Raw genomic sequence first — 11,832 nt, forward strand, 5'->3', positions numbered from 1 at the left:
CATAAGCCGGGTTTTTTGATGATCAAGAAATCTTAATCTTCGGATTCGTCAGCAGCAATACCTGCAGGACGATCAACCAGTTCAACGTAAGCCATTGGCGCGTTGTCACCTGGGCGGAAGCCGCATTTCAGAATGCGAACATAACCACCCGGACGAGCGTTGTAACGCGGGCCCAGTTCGTTGAACAGTTTACCAACAGCAACTTTGCTGCCAGTACGTGCGAATGCCAGACGGCGGTTCGCTACAGTGTCGTTCTTAGCCAGAGTAATCAGCGGCTCAGCATAGCTACGCAGCTCTTTTGCTTTAGGCAGAGTTGTACGAATCAACTCGTGCTCGAACAAAGAAACTGCCATGTTTTTAAACATAGCTTTGCGGTGCGCACTGGTACGACTAAATTTACGACCAGATTTACGATGACGCATGATAAATCCCTACCAAACCAGTCAGTTATTATCGCCGAATCAGGAAGCGACTTTATCGTCGTTCTTCAGGCTAGCCGGTGGCCAGTTCTCAAGACGCATGCCCAGGGACAGACCCTTAGAAGCAAGTACATCTTTGATCTCTGTCAGCGACTTCTTACCCAAGTTCGGAGTCTTCAGCAGTTCGACCTCTGTACGCTGGATCAGATCACCAATGTAGTAGATCTGTTCTGCTTTCAGACAGTTGGCGGAACGTACAGTCAGCTCCAGATCGTCTACCGGACGCAGAAGGATCGGATCAATTTCCGGCTCTTCTGGTTCGTCTTTCGCCTGATCAGCGCCATCTTCCAGATCAACAAACACAATCAGTTGCTGCTGCAGGATAGTAGCTGCGCGACGGATAGCTTCTTCCGGGTCAATCGTACCGTTAGATTCGATATCGATAACCAGTTTATCCAGGTCAGTACGCTGTTCTACACGAGCACTTTCTACTACGTAGGAAACGCGACGTACCGGACTGAAAGTAGCATCCAGTTGTAGACGACCAATCGCACGAGTCTCTTCTTCATCAGAAACACGCGCATCTGCTGGAACGTAGCCACGGCCACGGCTCACAGTCAGTTGCATGTTCAGACTCGCGCCTTCGTTAAGGTGAGCAATAACGTGGTCCGGGTTAGCGATTTCAACATCCTGATTCAGTTGAATGTCGCCAGCAGTTACAGGACCTGCTTCAGATTTGCTCAGAGTCAGGGTCACTTCATCGCTGTTGTGCAGCAATACAGAAACCCCTTTCAGGTTCAGGAGGATCTCAATGACATCTTCCTGAACACCTTCAATTGTGCTGTACTCATGCAGCACGCCGTCGATCTCAACTTCTGTTACGGCACAACCCGGCATAGAAGAGAGAAGGATACGGCGCAGTGCATTGCCCAGCGTATGGCCAAATCCACGCTCTAGTGGCTCAAGAGTCACTTTTGCGCGTGTTTTGCTGATTTCCTGTACGTCAATATGACGTGGACTTAGAAACTCATTTACCGAACGCTGCATATTTCCACCAAATTAAAGTTAAAAATTACTTCGAGTACAGCTCTACAATCAGCTGTTCGTTGATATCAGCAGACAGATCGGAGCGCTCTGGAGTAGCCTTGAAGGTACCTTCCATTTTGCCCGCATCTACTTCAACCCACTCAACTGGAGCACGCTGACCAGCCAGTTCCAGTGCGTTTTTGATACGCAGCTGAGTCTTAGCTTTTTCGCGAACTGCCACAACGTCACCTGCTTTAACCTGGTATGAAGCGATGTTCACAACCTGGCCGTTCACAGTGATGGAGCGGTGAGATACGATCTGACGTGCTTCAGCGCGAGTAGCACCGAAACCCATGCGATATACAACATTGTCCAAGCGACCTTCCAGAAGCTGCAGCAGGACTTCACCTGTTGCGCCACTGCGGCGAGCCGCTTCTTTGTAGTAACTACGGAACTGTCGTTCCAGTACGCCGTACATACGACGAACTTTCTGTTTTTCACGCAGCTGCAGGCCGTAGTCGGAAAGACGACCACGACGAGCGCCGTGAACACCAGGGACAGTCTCAGCTTTACACTTGCTGTCCAGTGCACGAACACCACTCTTCAGGAAAAGGTCTGTACCTTCCCGGCGAGATAGCTTGCACTTAGGTCCAAGATAACGAGCCATATTACCGTCTCCAGATTAAACGCGACGTTTCTTCGGTGGACGACAACCGTTATGAGGGATTGGCGTCACGTCAGTGATATTTGCAATTTTGTAGCCACAAGCGTTCAGAGCGCGAACAGCAGATTCGCGGCCTGGTCCCGGGCCTTTAACAAATACGTCGAGGTTTTTCAGGCCGTACTCAAGTGCAGCCTGTCCAGCGCGCTCAGCCGCAACCTGAGCAGCGAATGGGGTACTCTTACGGGAACCACGGAAGCCGGAGCCACCTGCAGTTGCCCAGGAAAGAGCATTACCCTGGCGATCAGTAATTGTAATGATCGTGTTGTTAAAAGAAGCGTGGATGTGGGCGAACCCATCCGCAATTTGCTTCTTCACTTTTTTGCGTGTGCGATTACCTGGCTTTGCCATATTCGGAATTCCTATCGCTTACCACTTATTTACGGATCGGCTTACGCGGGCCCTTACGAGTGCGCGCGTTAGTCTTACTACGCTGACCGCGAACCGGAAGGTTACGACGGTGGCGAATTCCGCGGAAACAACCAAGGTCCATCAAACGTTTGATGCTCATGGAAATTTCACGACGCAGATCGCCTTCAACAGTAAACTTAGCAACTTCTCCACGAACGATGTCCAATTGCTCATCGGACAAATCAGCAATCTTGGTAGTCGGTGCAATACCGCAAGATTCCAAGATGCTGGACGCTGTCGTGCGGCCAATACCGTAAATGTAAGTCAGAGAAATTACCGCATGCTTATTGTCAGGAATGTTGACGCCAGCTATACGGGCCATTCTATTACTCCGTTCATAAAAAAGGTGTCTGGAATCAATCCAGCGACACCAATAATAAATTTGTTCTGTTCGCAGAAGGCGCGCAATAATACACGTTGATTAAAATTAAATCAAGTGTTGCGCGCTTCTGCGCCCAAATCAGGATTAAATTAACCCTGACGCTGCTTGTGACGCGGCTCTACTTTACAGATCACACGTACTGAACCGTTACGACGAACGATTTTGCAGTTACGGCAGATCTTTTTAACAGATGCACGTACTTTCATGATCTACTCCATGTAGCCATAGCGCATTAACTTGCGCGGCCACCTTTGAGATTAGATTTCTTCATCAGGGACTCGTACTGATGAGACATCAGATGAGACTGAACCTGCGCCATAAAATCCATCACGACGACAACGACGATCAGGAGTGAGGTGCCACCGAAATAAAACGGTACGTTGGCTGCAACTACCAGGAACTGAGGCATCAGAGACACCGCAGTAATGTAGAGCGCGCCAAACAGAGTCAGTCGTCCAAGCACGGTATCAATGTAACGTGCGGACTGCTCACCCGGACGAATACCCGGAATAAAAGCACCTGATTTTTTCAGGTTATCTGCTACATCTTTTGGATTGAAAACAATCGCAGTGTAGAAGTAGCAGAAAAAGATAATTGCAATCGAAAACAGCAGGATATACAGCGGCTGGCCTGGTCCAAGCGCCAGCGCAACGTCCTGCAGCCAGTCCATGCCTTCACTCTGACCAAACCATTGGCCCATGGAAGCAGGGAACAGCAGAATGCTGGATGCAAAAATTGGCGGAATCACCCCGGCCATATTCACCTTAAGAGGCAGATGGCTGGACTGAGCCGCAAATACACGGTTGCCCTGCTGACGCTTCGCATAGTTAATGGTGATACGGCGTTGGCCGCGCTCCATAAACACAACAAAACCTACAGTAGCAATCGCGAGGAACGCGATAGCCAGCAGTGCCAGGATGTTCAAATCGCCCTGGCGAGCTGCTTCAAAGGCCTGACCGATCGCACTAGGCAGACCAGCCACAATACCGGCGAAGATCAGAATTGAGATACCGTTACCGATACCCCGCTCGGTCACCTGCTCACCCAGCCACATCAGGAACACAGCACCTGCAACCAGTGTTACCACGGCTACAAAGTAGAAGCTGACGTCAGCGCTGAACGCAACGCCCTGATTTGCCAAACCCACGGCCATACCGAAGGATTGGACAGTTGCCAGTAGAACAGTCCCGTAGCGAGTGTACTGGTTAATCTTACGACGCCCAGCCTCACCCTCTTTCTTCAACTGAGCCAGGGTCGGGCTGACTACCGTCATCAACTGCATGATAATCGATGCAGAGATATACGGCATGATACCCAACGCCAGAATACTCATTCGCTCCAGTGCACCACCGGAGAACATGTTAAAGAGACTCAGGATTGTGCCCTGATTCTGATCAAACAGCGCGGCCAGTCGATCCGGGTTGATACCCGGAACAGGGATATGCGCCCCGATCCGGTAAACCACGATCGCCAGCAGAACGAACAGCAGACGAGATTTAAGCTCGCCCAGTCCGCTCTGCACTCCAGCCGGTATTGGTCCTTTTTTAGCCATTTACGCCTCGACTTTACCGCCAGCAGCTTCGATAGCAGCCTGTGCACCTTTGGTCACTTTCAGACCTTTAACGGTGACAGCCTTATTGATCTCTCCAGACAGGATCACTTTCGCAGTTTTGATTTCCTGCTTGATGATGTCTGCAGCTTTCAGTGCTTCCAGATCGATAACTTCCGCTTCGATCTTAGCCAGTTCGTTGAGACGAATCTCAGTAACGTAACGGGCAATACGAGAAGTGAAGCCGAATTTTGGCAGACGACGCTGCAGAGGCATCTGACCGCCTTCAAAACCTGGTTTCACAGAACCGCCAGAGCGGGATTTCTGACCTTTGTGACCACGGCCACATGTCTTACCCAGACCGGAACCGATACCACGACCAACACGTTTGGCGGGTTTACGAGAACCATCAGCTGGACTCAGAGTGTTCAGACGCATGCTATGAACTCCCTTAATTAGTCTTCTACACGAACCATGTAGTTAACTTTATTAATCATGCCACGTACAGATGGAGTGTCTTCGACTTCCACTGTGTGTCCAATACGACGCAGACCCAGACCCTTAACGCACAGCTTGTGGTTAGGCAGAGTACCGATAGGGCTACGTACCAGTGTTACTTTAACAGTCTTAGCCATCGTCGATTACCCCAGAATGTCGTCTACGGACTTACCGCGCTTAGCAGCAACATCTTCCGGTGACTTCATTGACGCCAGACCTTTAACAGTCGCACGTACAACGTTCACAGGGTTAGTTGAGCCGTAGCACTTAGCCAGTACGTTGTGGACACCTGCCAGTTCCAGCACTGCACGCATCGCACCACCTGCGATTACACCAGTACCCTGAGAAGCAGGCTGCATGTAAACTTTAGAAGCACCGTGACGTGCTTTGATTGGGTACTGCAGCGTGTCGCCGTTCAGTTCAACTGAAACCATGTTACGACGAGCCTGTTCCATTGCCTTTTGAATAGCAGCTGGAACTTCACGTGCCTTACCACGGCCGAAACCTACACGACCTTTACCGTCACCAACAACAGTCAGTGCTGTAAAGCCGAAGATACGACCACCTTTAACTACTTTAGCGACGCGGTTAACCTGAACCAGCTTTTCCTGCAGATCGCCGTCTTTCTGTTCGATATTTGACATATTCGATCCCTTTAGAACTTCAGGCCGCCTTCGCGGGCTGCATCAGCCAAAGCTTTAACACGACCGTGATACTGGAAACCAGAACGGTCGAAAGCTACTTCAGTCACACCAGCTTCCACTGCGCGCTGAGCGATCAGGGAGCCAACTTTTTCCGCTGCAGCGATGTTACCGCCAGCAGTAGCACGCAGATCTTTTTCTACAGTGGAGGCAGCCGCCAGGACTTTAGCACCATCAGCAGAGATAACCTGAGCGTAGATGTGACGCGGTGTGCGAGTAACGCACAGACGTGTAGCGCCCAACTCACGCATTTTCAGGCGGGAGCGGCGAGCACGACGAATACGAGATTGTTTCTTAGCGTTCATAACCCTGCCCTATTTACTTTTTCTTCGCTTCTTTACGGCGAACATACTCATCAGCATAACGAACACCCTTGCCTTTATATGGCTCTGGTGGACGGAACGCACGAATCTCAGCAGCAACCTGACCCAGTACCTGCTTGTCTGCACCAGACAGTTCGATAGTGGTTACGTTTGGCGTTGCAACAGAGATGCCTTCTGGCAGTTCATAGTCGATTGGGTGAGAGAAGCCCAGGTTCAGGTTCAGCGTGGTGCCTTTAGCAGCAGCACGGTAACCAACACCCTGCAGAAGCAGAGTTTTCTTGAAGCCTTCAGTAACACCAACAACCATGTTGTTGACCAGAGAGCGAGTAGTACCAGACAGGGCTTTGGACAGCTTGGAGTTCTCACGAGCGGAGAACTTCAGAGTACCCTCTTCCTGTGCAACTTCAACAGAAGGGTGCACATCCAGAGACAGCTGACCGTTAGAACCTTTAACGCTGATGGACTGACCATCAAGCTTAACGTCAACACCTGCAGGTACAACTACGGGGTTTTTCGCAATACGTGACATTGGAATACCTCTTAGAATACCGTGCAGATAACTTCACCACCGATGCCCGCACTACGTGCAGTACGATCGGCCATGACGCCTTTACTGGTGGAGATGATCGCTACACCCAGACCGCCAGATACTTTTGGCAGCTCGTTTGCGTTCTTGTAGATACGCAGACCTGGACGACTTACGCGCTTGATCTCTTCGATTACCGGCTTACCTTCAAAGTATTTCAGCTCGACGTTCAGAACCGGTTTTACGTCGCCTTCTACGGAGTAGTCAACGATGTAACCTTCTTCTTTAAGAACTTTAGCTACAGATACTTTTACTTTGGAAGACGGCATAGATACGGCCTGCTTTTCAGCCATGTGACCGTTACGGATACGTGTGAACATATCCGCGAGTGTATCTTGCATGCTCATTGCATTTACTTCCTCATGTGCAGCGCGACGCGGTACCCAAGGGCCAGACCGCCGCGCTTACCGTTATACCAACTGGTAGATTACCAGCTAGCCTTTTTCAGACCCGGAACATCACCACGCATTGCTGCTTCACGCAGTTTGTTACGGCAGATGCCGAACTTGCGGTATACAGCGTGAGGACGACCAGTCAGCTGACAACGACGCTGCTGACGGGATTTGCTTGAGTCACGTGGCAGCTTCTGCAGTGCCATAGTCGCGTCCCAAACTTCGTCTTCTGATGAGTTAGGGTTATTGATGATTGCTTTAAGCTGAGCACGTTTCTCAGCAAATTTAGCAACTAGTTTTGCACGCTTATCTTCACGTGCCTTCATTGATTCCTTAGCCATGATATACCCCTATCACTTACGGAACGGGAAGTTCAGGGCAGCCAGCAGGGCACGACCCTCTTCGTTAGTCTGAGCAGTCGTAGTGAACGTAATGTCCATACCACGCATTTTATCTACCTTATCGAATTCGATTTCAGGGAAGATAATCTGCTCTTTAACACCCATGCTGTAGTTGCCACGACCGTCGAAAGATTTCGGGTTCAGGCCACGGAAGTCGCGGATACGTGGGATAGAAATATCTACCAGACGATCCAGGAATTCCCACATACGCTCACCGCGCAGTGTTACTTTACAGCCAATTGGCCAGCCTTCACGAACCTTGAAGCCCGCGATGGATTTACGTGCCAGAGTTACCACTGGCTTCTGACCTGCAATTGCAGTCATATCTGCAACCGCATTTTCCAGCTGTTTTTTATCGCCCAGCGCTTCACCAACACCCATGTTCAGGGTAATTTTGGTCAAACGTGGAACAGCCATTACGTTAGGGCAGTTCAGCTCATCTTTCAGCTGCTGCTTAACGGAATCGTTATAAAGCGCTTTAAGTCTAGACATGATATCAGCTCCCCTTATCCGCCAATGATTTCGCCGGTGGACTTGTAGAAGCGTGCTTTAGTGCCGTCTTCAAGAACTTTGAAGCCTACACGATCGCCTTTACCAGTCTGCGGGTTGAAGATCGCTACGTTGGAAACAGCAATCGCTGCTTCTTTCTCAACGATGCCACCTGGCTTACCCAGCATTGGGTTAGGCTTGGTGTGCTTCTTCACCATGTTGATACCAGAAACGACCAGACGGTCGTCCAGAACACGCATGACAGTGCCACGCTTGCCCTTGTCTTTTCCTGCGATGACAATTACTTCATCGTCACGTTTAATCTTGCGCATAATATACCTATATCGCTTCCTGCTACCCTCTCATGCTCAAAAACGCCAACACCTTCCGGTGTTAGCGTTTTTACATAAACCGAACAGTTTTTACGTCGTTCAGTCTTTACAGCACTTCAGGCGCCAGGGAAATGATTTTCATGAACTTCTCAGAGCGAAGTTCACGCGTCACTGGGCCGAAGATACGAGTACCGATCGGGGCGTCACTTGCGTTCAACAGTACCGCAGAGTTTGTATCAAAGCGGATAATTGAACCATCTGGGCGACGAACACCTTTACGGGTACGTACCACTACGGCGTTAAGAACCTGACCTTTCTTCACCTTACCGCGAGGAATCGCTTCTTTAACGGTAACTTTAATAATGTCACCTACAGAAGCGTAACGGCGGTGAGAACCACCCAGGACCTTAATACACTGTACTCGCTTAGCGCCACTGTTATCAGCAACGTCAAGCATAGATTCAGTCTGAATCATGGTCTTACTCCAAAAACATTTTTAGGCCGCCCGCAAGGCGGACGGACCGGCTAATGGAGCAAAGGCGCAATAGTTTACACCTTTGCTGCACGCTCTTCAATACGAACCAGTGCCCAAGATTTACTCTTAGACAGCGGACGAGTTTCCGCGATGGTAACCAGGTCACCTTGCTGACACTCGTTTTTCTCATCGTGAGCATGCAGTTTAGTAGAGCGCTTCATGAATTTTCCGTAAATCGGATGCTTCTCTTTGCGCTCAACCAGAACTGTGATGGTTTTATCCATCTTGTCGCTAACAACGCGACCAGTAACAGTTCGAGTACGTTTTTCGGCGCTCATACTTAGTTACCTGCCTTTTCGTTGAGTACTGTCTTAACACGAGCGATATCGCGACGAACCTGTCCCAGCAGATGAGTCTGAGCCAGCTGACCGGTAGTCTTCTGCATGCGCAGATTAAACTGCTCTTTCAGAAGACCCAGCAGTTCCTGCTGCAGCTCATCAACGGACTTTTCACGTAGTTCAGTTGCTTTCATTACATCACCGTCCGTTTAACAATGGTTGTTGCAACAGGCAATTTAGCAGCAGCCAGGGTGAAGGCTTCAGAAGCAAGCTGCTCTGGTACGCCGCTCATTTCGAACAGAACTTTACCAGGCTTGATCTGAGCAACCCAATACTCAACTGCACCCTTACCTTTACCCATACGTACTTCAAGCGGTTTCTTGGAGATTGGCTTGTCTGGGAACACACGGATCCAGATTTTACCACCACGCTTAACGTGACGTGTCATGGTACGACGTGCCGCTTCGATCTGACGTGCAGTGATTCGACCACGGCCGGTCGCTTTCAGTGCAAACTCACCAAAGCTTACAGTGCTACCGCGCTGTGCCAGACCGCGGTTGCGGCCTTTCATCATTTTGCGGAACTTAAGACGTTTTGGTTGTAGCATCGACGTCTACCTCACTTCCCTTTCTTCTTAGGCGCATTCTTCTCGGCACGCACCTGTTCGATGCCACCCAGAATCTCGCCCTTGAAGATCCAGACTTTAACGCCGATCACACCGTAAGTGGTGTGCGCTTCATAAGTAGCGTAATCGATATCAGCACGCAGGGTGTGCAATGGCACACGACCTTCACGATACCACTCGCTACGAGCAATCTCGGCACCACCCAGACGACCGCCCAGCTGAATCTTGATGCCCTTGGCACCCAGACGCATTGCGTTCTGTACCGCACGCTTCATAGCACGACGGAACATGACACGACGCTCAAGCTGGCTGGCAACACCCTGTGCTACCAGACGCGCGTCCAGTTCTGGTTTACGAATTTCTTCGATGTTGATGTGAACAGGAACACCCATCATTTCAGATACAGTGTTGCGCAGTTTCTCAACATCTTCGCCTTTTTTACCAATCACAATACCTGGACGGGCAGTGTGGATGGTAATTTTTGCATTCTGTGCAGGGCGCTCGATTTCGATGCGGCTGACAGATGCTTTTTCCAGCTGCTTGTCCAGGTACTCACGTACCTGCAGATCATTCTGCAGCTTGCTTGCGTATTCGCTCTTGTCTGCGTACCACACAGAAGTGTGATCTTTAACAATACCGAGACGAATACCGGTCGGATGTACTTTCTGACCCATAACGAACTCTCCTAGCAGTCAGCTCAGTCGGCCACTTTTACAGTGATGTGACAGGAGCGCTTCAAAATACGATCAGCGCGACCTTTCGCACGCGGCTTGATACGCTTCATTGTCATTGCTTCATCAACAAAGACAGTTGAAACGCGCAGCTCGTCAATATCAGCACCTTCGTTATGCTCTGCGTTAGCAATAGCAGACTCCAGTACCTTCTTAACAAGCGCCGCACCTTTTTTAGGACTAAACGCCAGGATGTTCAGAGCTTCACCCACAGACTTACCGCGAATCTGGTCAGCAACCAGACGAGCTTTCTGTGCAGAGATGCGGGCGCCTTTGTGCTTAGCGGCAACTTCCATCATCTTACTCCTTATCGCTTGGCTTTCTTGTCTACAACGTGACCACGGTAGTTACGTGTCACGGCAAACTCGCCCAGTTTATGACCAACCATGTCTTCAGTAATGAATACTGGAACATGCTGACGGCCGTTGTGTACTGCAATTGTCAAACCCACGAAATTCGGGAAAATCGTAGAACGACGAGACCAAGTTTTGATTGGACGACGGTCGTTGGCTTCAATCGCAGCTTCTACCTTTTTCAACAGGTGCAGGTCGATAAATGGACCTTTCTTCAGTGAACGTGGCACAGCTGTATCCTCTTACTTAGCGTTACGACGGCGTACGATCAACTTGTCTGTACGCTTGTTCTTACGAGTTTTATAACCCTTAGTCGGAACACCCCATGGTGTCACTGGGTGACGACCACCGGAAGTACGACCTTCACCACCACCGTGTGGGTGGTCTACTGGGTTCATCGCAACACCACGAACAGTAGGACGAACACCACGCCAGCGTGTTGCACCGGCTTTACCCAGCTGACGCAGGGAGTGTTCACTGTTGCTCACTTCACCCAGGGTTGCACGACACTCAACCAGGACTTTACGCATCTCGCCTGAACGCAGACGCAGAGTAGCGTAAGCACCTTCACGTGCTACCAGCTGTGCAGATGTACCCGCGGAACGAGCAATCTGTGCACCTTTACCAGGCTTCAGCTCAACACAGTGGATTACAGAACCCACAGGGATGTTGCGCAGAGGCATAGTGTTACCCGGCTTGATGTCTACAGAATCACCAGACATGATCTGAGTGCCTGCAGCTACACCTTTTGGTGCAATGATGTAACGACGCTCACCGTCTGCGTACACAACCAGAGCGATGTGTGCGGAACGGTTAGGATCGTATTCCAGGCGCTCAACAGTCGCTGGAATACCGTCCTTATTGCGACGGAAATCGATGATACGGTACTGCTGTTTGTGACCACCGCCAATGTGACGAGTCGTGATGCGACCGTGGTGGTTACGACCACCGCTCTTGCTCTTCTTCTCAACAAGAGCTGCATACGGCTTGCCCTTGTGTAGCTCAGAGTTAGTCACCTTCACTACATGACGGCGTCCAGCAGAGGTCGGCTTAGTTTTAGTCACTGCCATTTTATAAACC

General features: G+C 50.3%; 24 protein-coding genes. All 24 read right to left on the minus strand.

Annotated features, from left to right (window positions below; translation table 11 throughout):
• Window positions 1-32: 32 nt before the first annotated feature.
• Window positions 33-422: a 50S ribosomal protein L17 gene (gene rplQ / locus QUD59_RS06550; RefSeq protein ID WP_286240344.1), complete on the minus strand. Its 390-nt coding sequence runs from the start codon at window positions 420-422 to the stop codon at window positions 33-35.
• 39 nt (window positions 423-461) lie between these two features.
• Window positions 462-1,466, minus strand: coding sequence for a DNA-directed RNA polymerase subunit alpha (locus tag QUD59_RS06555; RefSeq protein WP_286240346.1), 1,005 nt, complete (start codon window positions 1,464-1,466; stop codon window positions 462-464).
• A gap of 25 nt (window positions 1,467-1,491) precedes the next feature.
• Window positions 1,492-2,112, minus strand: a complete 621-nt coding sequence (gene rpsD / locus QUD59_RS06560; RefSeq protein ID WP_286240347.1) for a 30S ribosomal protein S4 — start codon at window positions 2,110-2,112, stop codon at window positions 1,492-1,494.
• A 15-nt stretch (window positions 2,113-2,127) separates the two neighbouring features.
• Entirely contained in the window at window positions 2,128-2,517 is a 390-nt protein-coding gene (rpsK, locus tag QUD59_RS06565) for a 30S ribosomal protein S11 (RefSeq protein WP_286240348.1), read from the minus strand.
• A gap of 25 nt (window positions 2,518-2,542) precedes the next feature.
• Window positions 2,543-2,899, minus strand: coding sequence for a 30S ribosomal protein S13 (rpsM, locus tag QUD59_RS06570; RefSeq protein WP_286240349.1), 357 nt, complete (start codon window positions 2,897-2,899; stop codon window positions 2,543-2,545).
• A 149-nt stretch (window positions 2,900-3,048) separates the two neighbouring features.
• Window positions 3,049-3,165, minus strand: coding sequence for a 50S ribosomal protein L36 (gene rpmJ / locus QUD59_RS06575; RefSeq protein ID WP_007021200.1), 117 nt, complete (start codon window positions 3,163-3,165; stop codon window positions 3,049-3,051).
• Between the two features lie 26 nt (window positions 3,166-3,191).
• Window positions 3,192-4,511 (minus strand): preprotein translocase subunit SecY, encoded by a 1,320-nt coding sequence (gene secY / locus QUD59_RS06580; protein WP_286240354.1) that lies wholly within the window; start codon window positions 4,509-4,511, stop codon window positions 3,192-3,194.
• Window positions 4,512-4,946: a 50S ribosomal protein L15 gene (gene rplO / locus QUD59_RS06585; RefSeq protein ID WP_286240355.1), complete on the minus strand. Its 435-nt coding sequence runs from the start codon at window positions 4,944-4,946 to the stop codon at window positions 4,512-4,514.
• A 17-nt stretch (window positions 4,947-4,963) separates the two neighbouring features.
• Complete coding sequence (gene rpmD / locus QUD59_RS06590; protein WP_067983812.1) at window positions 4,964-5,143, minus strand: 50S ribosomal protein L30; 180 nt, start codon at window positions 5,141-5,143, stop codon at window positions 4,964-4,966.
• A gap of 6 nt (window positions 5,144-5,149) precedes the next feature.
• Window positions 5,150-5,650 carry a 30S ribosomal protein S5 gene (rpsE, locus tag QUD59_RS06595; protein WP_286240356.1) on the minus strand — a complete coding sequence of 167 codons (501 nt, stop codon included), beginning with the start codon at window positions 5,648-5,650 and terminating at the stop codon, window positions 5,150-5,152.
• Window positions 5,651-5,661: 11 nt separating this feature from the next.
• Window positions 5,662-6,012, minus strand: a complete 351-nt coding sequence (gene rplR / locus QUD59_RS06600) for a 50S ribosomal protein L18 (RefSeq protein ID WP_286240357.1) — start codon at window positions 6,010-6,012, stop codon at window positions 5,662-5,664.
• A gap of 13 nt (window positions 6,013-6,025) precedes the next feature.
• Complete coding sequence (gene rplF, locus QUD59_RS06605) at window positions 6,026-6,559, minus strand: 50S ribosomal protein L6 (RefSeq protein ID WP_286240358.1); 534 nt, start codon at window positions 6,557-6,559, stop codon at window positions 6,026-6,028.
• Between the two features lie 11 nt (window positions 6,560-6,570).
• A complete protein-coding gene (rpsH, locus tag QUD59_RS06610; protein ID WP_286240359.1) occupies window positions 6,571-6,963 on the minus strand; it encodes a 30S ribosomal protein S8 in 393 nt (130 codons plus the stop codon).
• 80 nt (window positions 6,964-7,043) lie between these two features.
• The gene (gene rpsN / locus QUD59_RS06615; RefSeq protein WP_286240360.1) at window positions 7,044-7,349 is read right to left on the minus strand and encodes a 30S ribosomal protein S14; all 306 of its coding nucleotides are present in this window, start codon (window positions 7,347-7,349) and stop codon (window positions 7,044-7,046) included.
• 12 nt (window positions 7,350-7,361) lie between these two features.
• Complete coding sequence (gene rplE, locus QUD59_RS06620) at window positions 7,362-7,901, minus strand: 50S ribosomal protein L5 (RefSeq protein WP_286240361.1); 540 nt, start codon at window positions 7,899-7,901, stop codon at window positions 7,362-7,364.
• A 14-nt stretch (window positions 7,902-7,915) separates the two neighbouring features.
• Window positions 7,916-8,230 (minus strand): 50S ribosomal protein L24, encoded by a 315-nt coding sequence (gene rplX, locus QUD59_RS06625; protein WP_286240363.1) that lies wholly within the window; start codon window positions 8,228-8,230, stop codon window positions 7,916-7,918.
• A 106-nt stretch (window positions 8,231-8,336) separates the two neighbouring features.
• On the minus strand, window positions 8,337-8,705 hold the full coding sequence (gene rplN / locus QUD59_RS06630; RefSeq protein ID WP_286240364.1) for a 50S ribosomal protein L14: 369 nt from the start codon (window positions 8,703-8,705) through the stop codon (window positions 8,337-8,339).
• Window positions 8,706-8,779: 74 nt separating this feature from the next.
• A complete protein-coding gene (rpsQ, locus tag QUD59_RS06635; RefSeq protein ID WP_286240365.1) occupies window positions 8,780-9,043 on the minus strand; it encodes a 30S ribosomal protein S17 in 264 nt (87 codons plus the stop codon).
• Window positions 9,044-9,045: 2 nt separating this feature from the next.
• Window positions 9,046-9,237: a 50S ribosomal protein L29 gene (rpmC, locus tag QUD59_RS06640; RefSeq protein WP_286240366.1), complete on the minus strand. Its 192-nt coding sequence runs from the start codon at window positions 9,235-9,237 to the stop codon at window positions 9,046-9,048.
• Complete coding sequence (gene rplP / locus QUD59_RS06645; RefSeq protein WP_067862864.1) at window positions 9,237-9,650, minus strand: 50S ribosomal protein L16; 414 nt, start codon at window positions 9,648-9,650, stop codon at window positions 9,237-9,239. Before rplP ends, rpmC begins: the two co-directional genes overlap by 1 nt.
• An 11-nt stretch (window positions 9,651-9,661) precedes the next feature.
• On the minus strand, window positions 9,662-10,342 hold the full coding sequence (rpsC, locus tag QUD59_RS06650; protein ID WP_007021356.1) for a 30S ribosomal protein S3: 681 nt from the start codon (window positions 10,340-10,342) through the stop codon (window positions 9,662-9,664).
• Window positions 10,343-10,365: 23 nt separating this feature from the next.
• On the minus strand, window positions 10,366-10,698 hold the full coding sequence (gene rplV, locus QUD59_RS06655; protein ID WP_434025544.1) for a 50S ribosomal protein L22: 333 nt from the start codon (window positions 10,696-10,698) through the stop codon (window positions 10,366-10,368).
• An 8-nt stretch (window positions 10,699-10,706) separates the two neighbouring features.
• A complete protein-coding gene (gene rpsS, locus QUD59_RS06660) occupies window positions 10,707-10,982 on the minus strand; it encodes a 30S ribosomal protein S19 (protein ID WP_286240376.1) in 276 nt (91 codons plus the stop codon).
• Window positions 10,983-10,994: 12 nt separating this feature from the next.
• Window positions 10,995-11,822 carry a 50S ribosomal protein L2 gene (gene rplB / locus QUD59_RS06665; RefSeq protein WP_286240377.1) on the minus strand — a complete coding sequence of 276 codons (828 nt, stop codon included), beginning with the start codon at window positions 11,820-11,822 and terminating at the stop codon, window positions 10,995-10,997.
• Window positions 11,823-11,832 lie beyond the last annotated feature (10 nt).

It is taken from the genome of Neptuniibacter halophilus (genome assembly GCF_030295765.1).
GTDB classification, from domain to species: domain Bacteria; phylum Pseudomonadota; class Gammaproteobacteria; order Pseudomonadales; family Balneatricaceae; genus Neptuniibacter; species Neptuniibacter halophilus.

Coding starts and splice junctions, on each gene's coding strand:
- rplQ (WP_286240344.1), bottom strand. CDS start 422: ATGCGTCATCGTAAATCTGGTCGTAAATTTAGTCGTACCAGTGCGCAC.
- QUD59_RS06555 (WP_286240346.1), bottom strand. CDS start 1,466: ATGCAGCGTTCGGTAAATGAGTTTCTAAGTCCACGTCATATTGACGTA.
- rpsD (WP_286240347.1), bottom strand. CDS start 2,112: ATGGCTCGTTATCTTGGACCTAAGTGCAAGCTATCTCGCCGGGAAGGT.
- rpsK (WP_286240348.1), bottom strand. CDS start 2,517: ATGGCAAAGCCAGGTAATCGCACACGCAAAAAAGTGAAGAAGCAAATT.
- rpsM (WP_286240349.1), bottom strand. CDS start 2,899: ATGGCCCGTATAGCTGGCGTCAACATTCCTGACAATAAGCATGCGGTA.
- rpmJ (WP_007021200.1), bottom strand. CDS start 3,165: ATGAAAGTACGTGCATCTGTTAAAAAGATCTGCCGTAACTGCAAAATC.
- secY (WP_286240354.1), bottom strand. CDS start 4,511: ATGGCTAAAAAAGGACCAATACCGGCTGGAGTGCAGAGCGGACTGGGC.
- rplO (WP_286240355.1), bottom strand. CDS start 4,946: ATGCGTCTGAACACTCTGAGTCCAGCTGATGGTTCTCGTAAACCCGCC.
- rpmD (WP_067983812.1), bottom strand. CDS start 5,143: ATGGCTAAGACTGTTAAAGTAACACTGGTACGTAGCCCTATCGGTACT.
- rpsE (WP_286240356.1), bottom strand. CDS start 5,650: ATGTCAAATATCGAACAGAAAGACGGCGATCTGCAGGAAAAGCTGGTT.
- rplR (WP_286240357.1), bottom strand. CDS start 6,012: ATGAACGCTAAGAAACAATCTCGTATTCGTCGTGCTCGCCGCTCCCGC.
- rplF (WP_286240358.1), bottom strand. CDS start 6,559: ATGTCACGTATTGCGAAAAACCCCGTAGTTGTACCTGCAGGTGTTGAC.
- rpsH (WP_286240359.1), bottom strand. CDS start 6,963: ATGAGCATGCAAGATACACTCGCGGATATGTTCACACGTATCCGTAAC.
- rpsN (WP_286240360.1), bottom strand. CDS start 7,349: ATGGCTAAGGAATCAATGAAGGCACGTGAAGATAAGCGTGCAAAACTA.
- rplE (WP_286240361.1), bottom strand. CDS start 7,901: ATGTCTAGACTTAAAGCGCTTTATAACGATTCCGTTAAGCAGCAGCTG.
- rplX (WP_286240363.1), bottom strand. CDS start 8,230: ATGCGCAAGATTAAACGTGACGATGAAGTAATTGTCATCGCAGGAAAA.
- rplN (WP_286240364.1), bottom strand. CDS start 8,705: ATGATTCAGACTGAATCTATGCTTGACGTTGCTGATAACAGTGGCGCT.
- rpsQ (WP_286240365.1), bottom strand. CDS start 9,043: ATGAGCGCCGAAAAACGTACTCGAACTGTTACTGGTCGCGTTGTTAGC.
- rpmC (WP_286240366.1), bottom strand. CDS start 9,237: ATGAAAGCAACTGAACTACGTGAAAAGTCCGTTGATGAGCTGCAGCAG.
- rplP (WP_067862864.1), bottom strand. CDS start 9,650: ATGCTACAACCAAAACGTCTTAAGTTCCGCAAAATGATGAAAGGCCGC.
- rpsC (WP_007021356.1), bottom strand. CDS start 10,342: ATGGGTCAGAAAGTACATCCGACCGGTATTCGTCTCGGTATTGTTAAA.
- rplV (WP_434025544.1), bottom strand. CDS start 10,698: ATGATGGAAGTTGCCGCTAAGCACAAAGGCGCCCGCATCTCTGCACAG.
- rplB (WP_286240377.1), bottom strand. CDS start 11,822: ATGGCAGTGACTAAAACTAAGCCGACCTCTGCTGGACGCCGTCATGTA.